The 15,680-nt window shown below is 59.2% G+C and carries 13 protein-coding genes and 1 riboswitch; of the genes, 9 read left to right on the forward strand and 4 right to left on the reverse strand.

What is annotated here, in order from left to right; genetic code table 11:
* Positions 1-99 precede the first annotated feature (99 nt).
* The gene (gene hutU / locus RS584_RS06640; RefSeq protein ID WP_032671286.1) at positions 100-1,788 is read left to right on the forward strand and encodes a urocanate hydratase; all 1,689 of its coding nucleotides are present in this window, start codon (positions 100-102) and stop codon (positions 1,786-1,788) included.
* Positions 1,785-3,305, forward strand: a complete 1,521-nt coding sequence (gene hutH, locus RS584_RS06645) for a histidine ammonia-lyase (protein WP_315749128.1) — start codon at positions 1,785-1,787, stop codon at positions 3,303-3,305. Before hutU ends, hutH begins: the two co-directional genes overlap by 4 nt.
* A gap of 103 nt (positions 3,306-3,408) precedes the next feature.
* Here hutH and RS584_RS06650 read toward each other — a convergent pair whose 3' ends face one another.
* Positions 3,409-3,885: a kinase inhibitor gene (locus RS584_RS06650; RefSeq protein ID WP_003858531.1), complete on the reverse strand. Its 477-nt coding sequence runs from the start codon at positions 3,883-3,885 to the stop codon at positions 3,409-3,411.
* A gap of 47 nt (positions 3,886-3,932) precedes the next feature.
* On the reverse strand, positions 3,933-5,222 hold the full coding sequence (gene bioA, locus RS584_RS06655) for an adenosylmethionine--8-amino-7-oxononanoate transaminase (protein WP_410493171.1): 1,290 nt from the start codon (positions 5,220-5,222) through the stop codon (positions 3,933-3,935).
* Between the two features lie 86 nt (positions 5,223-5,308).
* Here bioA and bioB point away from each other — a divergent pair, with 86 nt between their 5' ends.
* The 4 genes from bioB to bioD are packed head-to-tail and all read left to right on the forward strand — an operon-like array spanning position 5,309 to position 8,936.
* Entirely contained in the window at positions 5,309-6,349 is a 1,041-nt protein-coding gene (gene bioB / locus RS584_RS06660; RefSeq protein ID WP_023303328.1) for a biotin synthase BioB, read from the forward strand.
* A complete protein-coding gene (gene bioF, locus RS584_RS06665; RefSeq protein ID WP_032102637.1) occupies positions 6,346-7,503 on the forward strand; it encodes an 8-amino-7-oxononanoate synthase in 1,158 nt (385 codons plus the stop codon). The genes bioB and bioF overlap by 4 nt, the downstream gene beginning before the upstream one ends.
* Positions 7,487-8,242 (forward strand): malonyl-ACP O-methyltransferase BioC, encoded by a 756-nt coding sequence (gene bioC / locus RS584_RS06670; protein WP_015571087.1) that lies wholly within the window; start codon positions 7,487-7,489, stop codon positions 8,240-8,242. Before bioF ends, bioC begins: the two co-directional genes overlap by 17 nt.
* Positions 8,235-8,936 carry a dethiobiotin synthase gene (gene bioD, locus RS584_RS06675; RefSeq protein ID WP_315749129.1) on the forward strand — a complete coding sequence of 234 codons (702 nt, stop codon included), beginning with the start codon at positions 8,235-8,237 and terminating at the stop codon, positions 8,934-8,936. The genes bioC and bioD overlap by 8 nt, the downstream gene beginning before the upstream one ends.
* Here the strand turns inward: bioD and RS584_RS06680 are convergent.
* Positions 8,899-9,621, reverse strand: a complete 723-nt coding sequence (locus tag RS584_RS06680) for an ABC transporter ATP-binding protein (RefSeq protein ID WP_015571086.1) — start codon at positions 9,619-9,621, stop codon at positions 8,899-8,901. The two genes, bioD and RS584_RS06680, sit on opposite strands and share 38 nt — an antisense overlap.
* 748 nt (positions 9,622-10,369) lie before the next feature.
* On the opposite strand from RS584_RS06680, the gene uvrB reads away from it, so the two are divergent.
* Entirely contained in the window at positions 10,370-12,385 is a 2,016-nt protein-coding gene (uvrB, locus tag RS584_RS06685; RefSeq protein ID WP_015571085.1) for an excinuclease ABC subunit UvrB, read from the forward strand.
* Positions 12,386-12,896: 511 nt separating this feature from the next.
* Here uvrB and yvcK read toward each other — a convergent pair.
* On the reverse strand, positions 12,897-13,805 hold the full coding sequence (gene yvcK / locus RS584_RS06690) for a uridine diphosphate-N-acetylglucosamine-binding protein YvcK (protein ID WP_023299636.1): 909 nt from the start codon (positions 13,803-13,805) through the stop codon (positions 12,897-12,899).
* Between the two features lie 226 nt (positions 13,806-14,031).
* A riboswitch (molybdenum cofactor riboswitch) is annotated at positions 14,032-14,165 on the forward strand.
* On the opposite strand from yvcK, the gene moaA reads away from it, so the two are divergent.
* Together moaA and moaB are read left to right on the forward strand one after the other, a co-directional pair.
* On the forward strand, positions 14,153-15,142 hold the full coding sequence (moaA, locus tag RS584_RS06695) for a GTP 3',8-cyclase MoaA (protein ID WP_017384935.1): 990 nt from the start codon (positions 14,153-14,155) through the stop codon (positions 15,140-15,142). (Overlaps the previous riboswitch by 13 nt.)
* A gap of 24 nt (positions 15,143-15,166) precedes the next feature.
* A complete protein-coding gene (gene moaB / locus RS584_RS06700; RefSeq protein ID WP_015571084.1) occupies positions 15,167-15,679 on the forward strand; it encodes a molybdenum cofactor biosynthesis protein B in 513 nt (170 codons plus the stop codon).
* Position 15,680: the final 1 nt, after the last annotated feature.

Genomic DNA, 15,680 nt, shown 5'->3' on the forward strand with positions numbered 1-15,680 from the left:
ATAGCAAAATTGTATCTTTTTTGTTAAATCCGACCTTGTGTGTGCTTGTCTATACAAGTATATCTAAATGCATCACCTGTCCCTTATGAGGAACACACAATGTCGTCAGATAAATACCGCAAGCAGGATGTCCGCGCCGCGCGCGGCACCACGCTCACCGCAAAAAGCTGGCTCACCGAAGCACCGCTGCGCATGTTGATGAACAACCTTGATCCTGAGGTAGCAGAAAATCCCCACGAGCTGGTGGTCTACGGCGGCATTGGCCGCGCCGCGCGCAACTGGGCGTGCTATGACGCGATTGTCGAGTCTTTGACGAATCTCGAAAACGACGAAACGCTGCTGGTGCAATCCGGCAAACCGGTTGGCGTATTCAAAACCCATAAAAATGCGCCCCGCGTGCTGATTGCCAACTCCAACCTGGTGCCGCACTGGGCGACGTGGGAACACTTCAACGAGCTGGACGCAAAAGGGCTGGCCATGTACGGCCAGATGACCGCGGGTAGCTGGATCTACATCGGCAGCCAGGGGATTGTGCAGGGCACGTATGAAACCTTCGTGGAAGCGGGCCGTCAGCACTATAACGGATCACTGAAAGGCCGCTGGGTGCTCACCGCCGGACTGGGCGGCATGGGCGGCGCGCAGCCGCTGGCCGCGACGCTGGCGGGCGCGTGCTCCCTGAACATTGAGTGCCAGCAGAGCCGCATCGATTTCCGTCTGCGTACCCGCTATGTCGATGAACAGGCCGACAACCTCGATGACGCGCTGGCGCGCATCAAAAAGTACACCGCTGAAGGCAAAGCCGTGTCGGTTGCCCTGTGCGGCAACGCGGCGGATATTCTGCCGGAACTGGTGGCGCGCGGCGTGCGTCCGGATCTGGTCACCGACCAGACCAGCGCTCACGATCCGCTCCACGGCTATCTGCCAAAAGGCTGGACGTGGGAAGACTACCAGCAAAAAGCGGAAACCGATCCAGAGGGCACGGTACTGGCGGCTAAACGCGCCATGGCGGAACACGTCTCCGCGATGCTGGCCTTCAGTAAGATGGGTATTCCGACCTTTGATTACGGGAATAACATCCGCCAGATGGCGAAAGAGATGGGGGTGACTAACGCCTTTGACTTCCCCGGCTTCGTGCCCGCCTATATTCGTCCTCTGTTCTGCCGCGGCATTGGGCCGTTCCGCTGGGTTGCCCTGTCCGGCGACCCGGAGGATATCTACAAAACTGACGCCAGAGTGAAAGAGATTGTTGCCGACGACGAACACCTGCATCGCTGGCTGGATATGGCGCGCGAACGCATTAACTTCCAGGGCCTGCCGGCGCGTATCTGCTGGGTCGGGCTGGAGTGGCGGCAAAAACTCGGCCTCGCCTTTAACGAAATGGTGCGCAGCGGCGAAGTCTCCGCGCCGATCGTCATTGGCCGCGACCACCTGGATTCCGGCTCTGTCGCCAGTCCGAACCGTGAAACCGAAGCCATGCGCGACGGCTCGGATGCGGTCTCCGACTGGCCGCTGCTGAATGCCCTGCTGAACACCGCCAGCGGCGCGACCTGGGTGTCGCTGCACCACGGCGGCGGCGTCGGGATGGGCTTCTCCCAGCACTCCGGGATGGTCATCGTCTGTGACGGAACTGATGAAGCGGCCGCGCGTATCGCTCGCGTGCTGCACAACGACCCGGCAACCGGCGTGATGCGTCACGCGGATGCGGGTTACGAGATTGCCATTGATTGTGCCAAAGAGCAGGGCCTGAACCTGCCGATGATCCCCGCCACACAAGGAAAGCCTGCATGAACGCGTTAACACTTACTCCCGGCTCGCTGACGCTCAAACAGCTGCGTCACGTCTGGCGTCATCCGGTGACACTCTCCCTTGATGAAAGCGCCCACCGTGCCATTAACGACAGCGTGGCCTGCGTGGAGGCGATTGTGGCGGAAGGGCGCACCGCCTACGGCATCAACACCGGGTTTGGCCTGCTGGCGCAGACCCGCATCGCCACGCACGATCTGGAGAATTTACAGCGTTCGCTGGTGCTGTCGCACGCGGCGGGGGTTGGCCAGCCGCTGGACGATGAGATCGTCCGCCTGATGATGGTGTTGAAAATCAACAGCCTGGCGCGTGGGTTTTCCGGCATTCGTCTGAGCGTGATCCAGGCGCTGATGGCGCTGGTCAATGCGGAAGTTTATCCGTGGATCCCGGCGAAGGGCTCCATCGGCGCCTCCGGCGATCTGGCGCCGCTGGCGCATATGTCGCTGCTCCTGCTGGGTGAAGGCCAGGCGCGCTGGCAAGGGGAGTGGCTGCCTGCGAAAGAGGCGCTGAAAAAAGCTGGCTTAACGCCGATCACCCTCGCGGCAAAAGAGGGGCTGGCGCTGCTCAACGGCACGCAGGCGTCGACCGCTTTCGCGCTGCGCGGTCTGTTTGAAGCGGAAGATCTGTTCGCCTCGGCGGTGGTGTGCGGTGCACTGACCACTGAGGCGGTGCTCGGCTCGCGTCGTCCGTTCGATGCCCGCATCCACGAGGTGCGCGGCCAGCGCGGGCAGATTGATGCCGCTGCGATGTACCGCCACGTACTTACCGATACCAGCGACATTGCCGATTCGCATCACAACTGTGAGAAGGTGCAGGATCCGTATTCCCTGCGCTGCCAGCCGCAGGTGATGGGCGCATGCCTGACGCAGCTGCGCCAGGCGGCAGAAGTGCTGCTGGTGGAGGCCAATGCGGTGTCCGATAACCCACTGGTATTTGCTCAGGAAAACGAGGTGGTTTCTGGCGGTAACTTCCACGCCGAGCCGGTGGCGATGGCCGCAGATAATATCGCCCTGGCGATTGCCGAAATCGGGGCGCTGTCTGAGCGTCGAATCGCGCTGATGATGGATAAGCACATGTCCCAGTTGCCACCGTTCCTGGTGCGTAACGGCGGCGTGAACTCGGGCTTCATGATAGCCCAGGTCACCGCCGCGGCACTGGCAAGCGAGAACAAAGCCCTGTCGCATCCGCACAGCGTGGACAGCCTGCCAACCTCAGCCAACCAGGAAGATCACGTTTCGATGGCCCCGGCTGCCGGGCGTCGTCTGTGGGAGATGGCCTCTAACACCCGCGGCGTGCTGGCGGTGGAGTGGCTGGCGGCGTGTCAGGGTATTGATTTGCGCGAAGGGCTAACATCCAGCCCGCTACTGGAGCAGGCGCGCCAGGAACTGCGCGAGCACGTTACGCACTACGATGACGACCGCTTCTTTGCGCCGGATATTGATAAGGCGATGCAGCTTCTGGAAGAAGGGCGGCTGGTGGGGCTGTTACCTTCGGTACTGTGATTTTTACCCTCACCCTAACCCTCTCCCACAGGGAGAGGGAATTGTTAGGTTTTCTCCCTCTCCCTGTGGGAGAGGGCCGGGGTGAGGGCATCAGCCCGCACGATTACGAATACATCGCCGTAATCGACGCGCTGCCCAGCGAATGGAAATGCACGTTAAAGCCTACCATCGCGCCGCTCGCCCCTTCGTCGACCTCAATCTTGTCCACATCCAGCGCGTGCACGGTGAAGATATAGCGGTGCGTTTCCCCTTTTGGCGGCGCCGCGCCGCCGTAGCCCGCTTTGCCAAAGTCAGTGCGCGTCTGAATCGCACCGTCAGGCAGAGCAACCAGATCGGAACCGGAGCCCTGCGGCAGCACGCGCGTGTCGGCGGGCAGGTTTGCCACGATCCAGTGCCACCAGCCCGACCCGGTTGGCGCATCCGGATCGTAGCAGGTCACGACAAAACTTTTGGTTCCCGCTGGCACATCGTCCCACGCCAGATGGGGAGAGATATTATCCCCCTGATAACCCATCCCGTTAAACACGTGACGTTCCGGCAGCTTTTCGCCGTCGCGCAAATCTTTACTGATGATTTTCATCCGATTTCCCTCGTTACTCACTCATTCAGAAAGTGTAACGCATGGGGTTAAATCGCGAAATGCGCTGAAGTGTTAACGGCTTCAACCACTGCCCCGGTCAGCTTGCGGAGCTGATCCGCAGAAATGGTGTACGGCGGCATGAGGTAAATCAGCTTACCGAAAGGTCGCACCCACACGCCCTGGTCAACGAAGAAGCGCTGCAACGCGGCCATGTTCACCGGATGCGTTGTCTCGATTACCCCGATGGCGCCCAGTACGCGGACGTCCGCGACGTATTCCGCCTCCGCCGCCGCGCTTAACTGCTGCTTCAGCTGCGCCTCAATCGCCGCCACCTGCGTCTGCCATGCGCCGCTTTCCAGAATGGCGAGGCTTTCGCTTGCCACGGCGCAGGCCAGCGGGTTGCCCATAAACGTCGGGCCGTGCATAAAGCAGCCCGCGTCGCCGTCGCTGATGGTATCGGCAACCTGGCGGGTGGTAAGCGTGGCGGAGAGAGTCATGGTGCCGCCGGTGAGCGCTTTCCCCAGGCACAGAATATCCGGCGCGATCCCCGCATGCTCGCAGGCGAACAATTTCCCGGTGCGGCCAAAGCCGGTGGCGATCTCATCGGCAATCAACAGGATCCCTTCGCGGTCGCACATCTTCCGAATGCGCTTCAGCCACTCGGGATGGTACATCCGCATTCCGCCCGCGCCCTGCACAATCGGTTCGAGAATAACGGCGGCAATCTCGTGGCGATGGGCCGCCATCAGCCGCGCGAAGCCCACCATGTCCATCTCGTTCCATTCGCCGTCGAAGCGGCTCTGCGGGGCTGGCGCAAACAGGTTTTCCGGCAGATAGCCTTTCCACAGGCTGTGCATGGAGTTGTCCGGATCACATACCGACATCGCGCCGAAAGTGTCGCCGTGATAGCCGTTGCGGAAGGTAAGGAACCGCTGGCGCGTTTCGCCCTTCGCATGCCAGTACTGCAACGCCATTTTCATCGCCACTTCCACGGCCACCGAGCCGGAGTCGGCCAGGAAAACGCACTCCAGCGATTCAGGCGTCATCGCTACCAGGCGACGGCATAAATCCACCGCGGGCTGATGCGTGATCCCGCCAAACATCACGTGTGACATCTGGTCAATCTGCGCTTTCATCGCCGCGTTCAGTCGCGGGTGGTTGTAGCCATGGATCGCCGCCCACCAGGAGGACATCCCGTCAACAAGCCGCTCGCCGCTGGCAAGATGCAGCTCGCAGCCGTGGGCCGAGGCTACCGGATAGACGGGAAGGGGGCGGGTCGTGGAGGTGTAAGGGTGCCAGATATGCTGCTTGTCGAAGGCGAGATCGTCCTGGGTCATAATCGACTTGTAAACCATTTTGAAAAGTTTTAGGTTTACAAGTATAAACCGAACCGACAATTAACAAAACCCTTTGGAGAAGCCCGATGGCTCACCACGCACGCTGGACGATGTCGCAAGTCACTGAATTATTCAACAAACCTTTCCTGGAGCTGATGTTTGAGGCGCAACAGGTGCACCGCCAGCACTTCGATCCGCGTCATGTTCAGGTCAGCACGCTGCTGTCGATCAAAACCGGGGCTTGCCCGGAAGACTGCAAATATTGCCCGCAAAGCGCGCGCTATAAAACCGGTCTCGAATCCGAGCGCCTGATGGAAGTCGAGCAGGTGCTCGACTCCGCGCGCAAGGCCAAAAACGCTGGCTCGACCCGCTTCTGCATGGGCGCGGCGTGGAAAAATCCGCATGACCGCGACATGCCCTATCTGGAGCAGATGGTGAAGGGGGTGAAGGAGATGGGGCTTGAAGCCTGCATGACCCTTGGTACGCTGAACGAAGAGCAGGCGCAGCGTCTCTCGGCGGCGGGGCTGGATTACTATAACCACAACCTCGATACCTCGCCGGAATTCTACGGCAACATCATCACCACGCGCACCTATCAGGAGCGTCTGGACACGCTGGATAAAGTGCGTGATGCGGGGATCAAGGTCTGTTCCGGCGGGATCGTGGGACTGGGAGAGACGGTAAAAGATCGTGCCGGCCTGCTGTTACAGCTGGCAAACCTGCCGACCCCGCCGGAAAGCGTGCCCATCAACATGCTGGTGAAGGTAAAAGGGACGCCGCTGGCGGATAACGAGGACGTGGATGCCTTCGATTTCATCCGCACCATCGCGGTGGCGCGCATCATGATGCCGACCTCTTACGTTCGCCTCTCTGCCGGTCGCGAGCAGATGAGCGAGCAGACCCAGGCGATGTGCTTCATGGCCGGGGCCAACTCCATCTTCTACGGCTGCAAACTGCTGACCACGCCAAACCCGGAAGAGGACAAAGATGTCCAGCTGTTCCGCAAGCTGGGGCTGAACCCACACCAGACCGAGGTACAGGCGGGGGATAACGAGCAACAGCAGCAGCTGGAGCAGCAGATTTTTAACGCCGACACCGACCAGTTCTACAACGCGGCAGCCGTATGACCTGGCAGGCACGTATCAGGACCGCGCTCGACGAGCGGCGGGCGGCGGATGCGTTTCGGGTGCGCAGGGTAGTGGAAAACGGTGCAGGCCGTTTTCTCTCCCGGGAAGGAGAGCGGTTCTGTAATTTCTCCAGCAACGATTATCTGGGCCTGAGCCAGCACCCGCAGATCGTTCGCGCCTGGCAGCAGGGCGCGGATCGTTACGGCGTGGGCAGCGGTGGCTCCGGGCACGTCAGCGGCTACACCACGGCGCATCAGGCGCTGGAGGAAGAGCTGGCCGACTGGCTGGGCTACCCGCGGGCGCTGCTGTTTATCTCCGGTTTTGCCGCGAATCAGGCGGTGATTGCCGCCCTGATGGGCAAAGACGACCGCATCATCGCGGACCGCCTGAGCCACGCGTCCCTGCTTGAAGCGGCCAGTCTCAGCCCGGCGCAGCTGCGGCGTTTTGCCCATAACGATGCCTCTCAGCTGAACGTCCTGCTGGGTAAACCCTGTTCTGGGCTTCAGCTGGCGGTGACGGAAGGGGTATTCAGCATGGACGGCGACAGCGCGCCCCTTGCCACTTTGCATGACGTCGCAAAACAGCAGAACGCCTGGCTGCTGGTCGACGATGCCCACGGCATTGGCGTCACCGGCGAGGAGGGGCGCGGAAGCGCGCACCAGCAACGCGTCAGGCCGGAACTGCTGGTGGTCACCTTCGGCAAAGGCTTTGGCGTCAGCGGCGCCGCGGTGTTGTGCAGCGAGCCGGTGGCCGATTACCTGGTGCAGTTCGCCCGGCACCTGATCTACAGCACCAGCATGCCCCCGGCGCAGGCCGTGGCGCTCTCTGCGTCGCTTGCGGTGATCCGCGGCGAAGACGGCGCTGAACGCCGGGCGCGCCTGGCCGACCATATTCAGCGTTTTCGCCGGGGGGTAAGCGCACTGCCTTACCGGCTTACCGACTCGCACAGCGCCATTCAACCCGTGATTGTGGGTGAAAACCATCGGGCGCTGATGCTGGCACAGGCGCTACGAGAACGCGGGCAGTGGGTCACGGCGATCCGCCCACCCACCGTGCCGCCAGGCACCGCGCGCTTGCGTCTGACGCTCACGGCAGCGCACGAGCCGCAGGATATCGATACGCTTCTGGAGGCACTGTATGTCTCCTGTCAATAAACAGGCCGTTGCCGCCGCGTTTGGCCGGGCAGCGCAAAGCTATTCACAGCACGATGAGCTGCAACGCCTGAGCGCCCGCGGGCTGCTGGCCGCGCTTGGTGAGGGGCGTTTTGCGCAGGTGCTCGACGCTGGCTGCGGGCCTGGCGGCAATAGCCGCTACTGGCGCGCAACGGGTAGCCACGTCACGGCGCTGGATTTATCCGCGCAGATGCTGGATGAGGCCCGCCAGCAGCAGTCAGCAGACCGTTATCTGGTGGCCGATATCGAGGCCATCCCGCTGGAGGATGCGCTGTTTGACCTTGTCTGGAGCCATCTGGCGGTGCAGTGGTGCGCCAGCCTGCCGCAGGCCCTACGCGAGCTATACCGCGTGGCGCGGCCCGGCGGAGCGGTGGCCTTTACCACCTTGCTGGAAAGTTCGTTGCCAGAGCTGAATCAGGCGTGGAGGGCAGTGGATGCGCAGCCGCACGCCAACCGGTTTCTCTCGCACCAACAGGTCACTCAGGCGCTGGCAGGCTGGCGCTATCGCAGCGTGGTCCAGACCGTCACCCTCGAATTTAGCGATGCGTTAAGCGCCATGCGATCGCTTAAGGGCATAGGCGCGACGCACCTGCACGCCGGACGGGAGAAGAAACCCCTTACCCGCGGCCAACTCCAGCGTCTCGAGCTGGCCTGGCCGCAGGAGCGGGGCCGGTTCCCGCTCTCTTATCATCTTTTTCATGGGATTATTGAACGTGACTGAACGTTATTTTGTTACCGGCACGGACACTGAAGTCGGTAAAACGGTTGCCAGCGCCGCGCTGTTGCAGGCGGCGCGTCTGCTGGGGAAAACAACGGCCGGGTATAAGCCCGTAGCCTCCGGCAGCGAGATGACGCCGGAAGGCTTACGTAATACCGATGCGCTGGCGCTACAGCGTAACAGCAGCCTTACGCTGGCCTATTCTGCGGTGAACCCCTATACCTTTGCTGAACCCACCTCGCCGCACATCGTCAGCGTCGATGAAGATCGTCCGATTGATTTTTCGGTGCTCTCTTCCGGGTTACGCGTCCTGGAAACGCAGGCCGACTGGGTGCTGGTGGAGGGGGCTGGCGGCTGGTTTACCCCGCTGTCCGACGAGCAGACATTTGCTGACTGGGTGCAGGCCGAGCAGCTTCCGGTCATTCTGGTGGTCGGCGTGAAGCTTGGCTGTATCAATCACGCCATGCTGACCGCCCAGGCCGTGCAGCAGGCCGGGTTGCGTCTGGCAGGGTGGATTGCCAATGACGTGGTAGCGCCGGGTAAACGTCATGCCGAGTATCTGGCGACGCTGAAGCGGGGGCTGCCTGCGCCGTGCCTCGGCGAGATCCCGTGGCTTGCCGACGGTGCAGAGCAGGCGGAAACCGGACGCTATCTCGACCTCAGCGCCTTATGTCCCGCGCCATCCAGTGCGCAATAAGGTCGTCATCCAGCTCGTTAACGTGGCCCTGTGCCACGTTACGTCCGCGATAGAGCATGCAGAAACGATCCGCTACCCGGCGGATAAACGACAGCTGTTGCTCCGCTAACAGCACCGTCATTCCCAGCTCCCGATTCAACCGCACCAGCAACTGCCCCAGCCTGCGCGCGAAACCGTGCCCTGCGCCATGCATGGGCTCATCCAGAATCAACACGCGCGGACGATTAACCAGCGCACTGGCGAGGGCCAGCTGATACTGGTCGTCAGGGGACAGCGCAGAGGCACGGCTCTGTCGCAGCGGATAGAGCTCCGGAAACAGGGCATACACGTCACTTTTTGATGCCGGGTCGGGTTTCCCCGTCGCCCGCATAGCGATATGCAGATTTTCATCGACGGTGAGCTGGGAAAATATTCGCCGATCCTGCGGGACGTAGCCTATCGTCGGCGGCGCCGGGAATGCTGACGCAGGGTTGAGCAAGTTATGCGGCGGCGCGCCAGCCTCATGCCAGATGATGGTGCCGCTCTCGACGGGCACCTTTCCGGTAATGCAGTTCATAAGCGTGGATTTGCCCATGCCAGGCAGGCCAACAATGCCCGTACAGATGCCTTGCGGGAAATCGATATTCACGTTCCATAGCGTATGTTGGCTTCCGTAAAACTGATTTACAGCACGCAGACTCAACATCTTTCTCTCCTTAAAAATGTGTGGGGTGATGCACAGAGTGATGTCTGCAAAACGCCTGCCAGGAACTTCATAATGATTAAAAAAAGGTCATTTTTAGGAATAACTCACTTTCAAAAGCTGAACGTTTATACGAATTGCACACTCCCGGTGCTGCGTATGTCGAATTGTGGTGCAGGAGAAATGACAGAATTGTGATTAAGATCTCGCCAGTCGCTTATGAAAAAATGAACGTTTTCCAGGCAAAAAAGAGTGATAAAAATTTTTTACTGCCGCTTCGTGGGAAAAACCGGGAATTTGCTGGAGTGCATGCTGTACGGGCTGGAGGCAGTTATCCACTATTCCTGTGGATAACCTTGTGCATTAGAGTTAGAAAACCCGCGATAAGCGAGAGAATACGCGGGTTACAACCAAATTGATGCGAAACGCGGCTTAATAAATTAGTCTTTATTTTTTAACGAATTAGATAAAAGCAATTCCCTCAACGCCAGCGAGACCTGTTGCCATAAAACTTTCATAACCGCCCTTGACAAATGTTAAAAAAGTAATAGTTCTGGGGATAACCCCCTGAGGCTGGTGTTTTATTTTGTCACAGTCGAAATTTGGCTCGCGAACGCACTAATCCTCTCTGCGCTACGCTAAATATCCTGACACGCTACTGGTTTTTCATCCAGTGTTTTTTACTGGCAATCCTGGCCACAACGAGTAAAATTACTCACCTGCCGCTTATTCTGTCATCAGGTCGTCGCCCATGAGTAAACCGTTTAAACTGAATTCTGCTTTCCGTCCTTCCGGGGATCAGCCCGAGGCTATTCGTCGCCTGGAAGAGGGACTGGAGGACGGGCTGGCGCACCAGACCCTGCTGGGGGTTACCGGTTCGGGCAAAACCTTCACCATTGCCAACGTCATTGCCGATCTCCAGCGTCCGACGATGGTTCTCGCGCCGAACAAAACGCTGGCGGCGCAGCTGTATGGTGAGATGAAAGAGTTCTTCCCGGAAAACGCGGTGGAGTATTTCGTCTCCTACTACGACTACTACCAGCCGGAAGCCTACGTTCCCAGCTCCGACACGTTTATCGAGAAAGATGCCTCGGTGAACGAACATATCGAGCAGATGCGTTTGTCGGCGACCAAGGCGCTGCTGGAGCGTCGTGATGTGGTGGTGGTGGCCTCGGTGTCGGCGATCTACGGCCTGGGCGATCCGGATCTCTATCTCAAGATGATGCTGCACCTGACGCAGGGGATGATCATCGATCAGCGTGCGATTTTGCGCCGTCTGGCGGAGTTGCAGTACACCCGTAACGATCAGGCGTTCCAGCGCGGGACCTTCCGCGTGCGCGGCGAGGTGATTGATATCTTCCCGGCGGAGTCGGACGATATGGCGCTGCGCGTGGAGCTGTTCGACGAAGAGGTTGAACGCCTGTCGCTGTTCGATCCGTTGACCGGTCACGTCGAGTCGGTGATCCAGCGCTTCACCATCTACCCAAAAACGCACTATGTAACGCCGCGCGAGCGTATTGTGCAGGCGATGGAAGAGATCAAAACCGAGCTGGCGGACCGCCGCAAGGTGCTGCTGGCGAACAATAAGCTGCTGGAAGAGCAGCGCCTGAGCCAGCGTACCCAGTTCGATCTGGAGATGATGAACGAGCTGGGCTACTGCTCCGGCATCGAAAACTACTCGCGCTACCTCTCCGGGCGCGGGCCGGGCGAAGCGCCGCCGACGCTGTTTGACTACCTTCCGGCGGACGGCCTGCTGGTGATCGATGAATCCCACGTTACGATCCCGCAGATCGGCGGGATGTACCGCGGTGACCGCGCGCGTAAAGAGACGCTGGTGGAGTACGGGTTCCGACTGCCGTCAGCGCTGGACAACCGTCCGATGAAGTTTGAAGAATTTGAGGCGCTTGCTCCGCAGACCATCTACGTATCGGCGACGCCGGGCAACTACGAGCTGGAAAAATCCGGTGATGACGTGGTGGACCAGGTGGTGCGTCCGACCGGGCTGCTGGATCCGATTATCGAGGTGCGTCCGGTGGCGACGCAGGTGGACGATCTGCTCTCGGAAATACGTGCCCGCTCCGCCATCAACGAGCGCGTGCTGGTTACCACGCTCACCAAACGTATGGCGGAAGATTTGACGGAGTATCTGGAAGAACACGGTGAGAAGGTGCGGTATCTGCACTCGGATATCGATACCGTGGAGCGTATGGAGATCATCCGCGATCTGCGTCTGGGCGAGTTCGACGTGCTGGTCGGTATTAACCTTCTGCGAGAAGGGCTGGATATGCCTGAGGTGTCGCTGGTGGCGATTCTGGACGCGGACAAAGAGGGCTTCCTGCGTTCCGAGCGCTCGCTGATCCAGACCATTGGCCGCGCCGCGCGTAACGTCAACGGGAAGGCGATCCTGTACGGGGATAAAATCACCCCGTCGATGGCCAAAGCGATTGGCGAAACGGAACGTCGTCGCGAGAAGCAGCAGCGCTACAACGAAGAGCACGGCATCACGCCGCAGGGGTTGAACAAGAAGGTGGTGGATATCCTGGCGCTGGGTCAGAACATTGCGAAGACCAAAGCGAAAGGCCGCGGCAAGGCCCGTTCAGTGGTGGAAGAGGATACTGTCGCGCTGACGCCGAAAGCGTTGCAGCAGAAGATCCACGAGCTGGAAGGGCAGATGATGCAGCATGCGCAGAACCTGGAGTTCGAAGAGGCCGCGCAAATCCGCGATCAGCTGCATCAGCTGCGGGATCTGTTTATTGCGGCATCGTAGTTTTTTGCCCGGTGGCGTTTTCTCCCTCTCCCTGTGGGAGAGGGTTCCCCAGTAATTTGAAAGCAAAAGCGATAACGTTGCCTCAGAAAAACTGAGGGCTTTTAGCGATGCCTCGGTCCGGCTGTAAACCGCTGAGGCGTTTCCTGTAGGCCGGGGCGAGGCGCAGGGATGCGCCGAGAGGGCGGGCTTTACAGGGATGTTACCTCCGCCCGTCCCCGATAAGCCGGAAGGAATAAGCCGAAGGCACCGCGAAGCGGCGATTTCCCGCCGGAAGCCCGGGTCGCCAGGGTGGCGGCGACTGAGCCACCCTGGCACGTTCACCGGCCATGTCGTGACAGAGTAGCAAGGAACATAAAGTGAACGGAATGACCACCAGAGCTGTATGTTCCCCCTCACCCCAGCCCTCTTCCTTAAGGGAGAGGGGGCCGTCTGTGCAGGCATTATTTTGTGGGGAACCCTCAGCCCTGTGGGAGAGGGCCGGGGTGAGGGCATCAGGCCGCACAAAACGAACCTAACCTAATGCCTGAATCGCCTTTTCCAGCGCCTCGCGCAGCAAATGGCGGTCGTGGCGATATTTAATATCGCTGGCTTCCAGCGGCTCCTGCACCACCACGCGATCGCCAATCCCCGATACATCCACTTTCGGCCCGACCACGACACCATCGATAATTTTCTTACCAACGTACTGTTCCATCAGGTCCAGCTTATCCGCCAGCGACAGGCTTGCCGCCGCCGGGCTGAGTTCGCGGCCTAAATTACCGATATAGACCATGGGCGCAGGCGTTCTGCGCAGCGCCTGCGCCAGCTCTTTCACCAGCAGGATCGGCATCAGGCTGGTATAAAAACTTCCCGGCCCAATCAGGATCAGATCGGCCTCGCCAATCGCTTCTACCGCTTCACGCGTTGCGGGTACGCTGGGGTAGGTCATCAGCTCTTTTGGCGGAAGAAGAAGCTGGTCGATATTCACTTCACCATACACTTCGTGATCGTCGGCATCGATCGCCATTAAATCCACCGGCTGTTCGGACATCGGGATCAGGAATGCATCCACCTTTAACAGGTTACGAATTAAATTGATCGCTTCCAGAGGGCGCACGCTCAGGTGATCCAGCGCCTTTAACATCAGATTTCCAAGGTTATGGCCTGAAAGTTCACCATTCCCGCCAAAACGGTACTCAAACATCGCCGAGGCCACGCTAGGCTCCGTGATAAGCTGGTTGAGGCAATTGCGCATGTCACCCCAGGCAATCCCGCCTTCAGCGCGTCGGATCCGCCCGGTTGAGCCGCCGTTGTCCGTTGTTGTCACGATGCCCGTCAGGCGCGAGCCCAGTGACGATAACGACGACATCACTCGTCCCAGACCGTGACCTCCGCCAAGAGCGACCACGCGGTCCAGATCCGCAAAAGTGCGATTGCGCATACCAATTCCTTATCCTGTTAAGCTTGCGTCACAGTAACGCAACTACTCCCAAAAGACGATGCCTCTCACAAACCATAATGACGTATATCAATGCGAAAGCGCTGTTTTTGCGTATTCTGTAGTGAAAATGCACGATAACATCGTTATATATAAATTTATATAGCGAAAAGCGACAATGGCGAAGTGGCGATTTCCACGCTACTATCGCCATAACCACGTTTTCAAAACTGAAAACATACACTCTAGCCCTGGCGCCTGTGTCGAGAGATATGGCGCCCTGGCCGTGGCGGATTTGCCACCAGGGTACAGAAAGAAATGACTGTGCCTCCCGATCTGGAAAGGTGTACATGGCTTCACAACTTACTGATGCTTTCGCGCGTAAGTTTTTCTACTTACGTTTGTCGATTACCGACGTGTGTAACTTCCGTTGCACCTACTGCCTGCCCGATGGCTACAAGCCGGGCAGCGTCACCAATAATGGCTTTCTCTCCGTGGATGAAGTACGCCGCGTCACGCGCGCGTTTTCTGAACTTGGCACGGAAAAAGTGCGTCTTACCGGGGGAGAGCCCTCCCTGCGCCGTGATTTCCCTGACATCATTGCCGCCGTGCGTGAAAACGAACGTATCCGCCAGATTGCGGTGACCACCAACGGTTACCGCATGGCGCGTGACGTGGCGAACTGGCGCGATGCGGGGCTGACGGCGATCAACGTCAGCGTCGATAGCCTGGACGCCCGTCAGTTCCACGCCATTACCGGCCAGGACAAGTTCCAGCAGGTGATGGACGGCATCGATGCCGCGTTCACCGCCGGTTTCGACAAGGTCAAAGTCAATACCGTGTTGATGCGTGATGTGAACCACCATCAGCTGGACACTTTCCTGGCGTGGATCAAACCGCGCCGCATTCAACTGCGTTTTATTGAGCTGATGGAGACCGGGGAGGGTAGCGAGCTGTTCCGTCGCCATCATATCTCCGGCATGGTTCTGCGCGACGAACTGCTGAAACGCGGCTGGATCCACCAGATCCGCCAGCGCAGCGATGGCCCGGCGCAGGTCTTTTGTCATCCGGATTATGAAGGCGAAATCGGCCTGATCATGCCCTATGAAAAAGACTTCTGTGCCAGCTGCAACCGCCTGCGCGTCTCCTCCGTCGGCAAGCTCCATCTTTGCCTGTTCGGGGATGGCGGCGTCGATCTGCGCGATTTGCTGGAAGATGACGCCCAGCAGGACGCGCTTGAAGCACGTATTTCCGAGGCGCTGACGCACAAAAAGCAGACCCATTTCCTGCATCAGGGCAACACCGGCATTACTCAGAACCTGTCCTATATCGGCGGGTAATCAGGCTTTAGAAGGAACCAGAAGATGAGTCAGGTAAGCGCGGAATTTATCCCGACACGCATTGCTATTCTTACCGTTTCCGAACGTCGTGGTGAAGAGGATGATACCTCCGGCCACTGGCTGCGCGAGGCGGCACATGAAGCCGGACACCAGATTGTTGATAAAGCGATCGTCAAAGAAAACCGTTACGCCATTCGCGCTCAGGTCTCACAGTGGATTGCGGGTGATGACGTCCAGGTTGTGCTGATCACTGGCGGCACCGGCTTTACCGCAGGCGACCAGGCACCGGAAGCGCTGCTCCCGCTGTTCGATCGCGAAGTGGAAGGCTTCGGCGAAGTGTTCCGCATGCTCTCCTTTGAAGAGATTGGCACCTCTACGCTTCAGTCCCGTGCCGTCGCGGGGGTGGCGAATAAGACGCTGATCTTCGCCATGCCGGGGTCGACCAAAGCCTGCCGCACCGCGTGGGAAAACATTATTGCCCCGCAGCTGGATGCCCGTACCCGTCCGTGTAATTTCCATCCCCATTTAAAGAAATAAG

It is taken from the genome of Enterobacter sp. DTU_2021_1002640_1_SI_PRY_ASU_LCPMC_013, from assembly GCF_032389435.1.
GTDB classification, from domain to species: Bacteria; Pseudomonadota; Gammaproteobacteria; order Enterobacterales; family Enterobacteriaceae; genus Enterobacter; species Enterobacter hormaechei_C.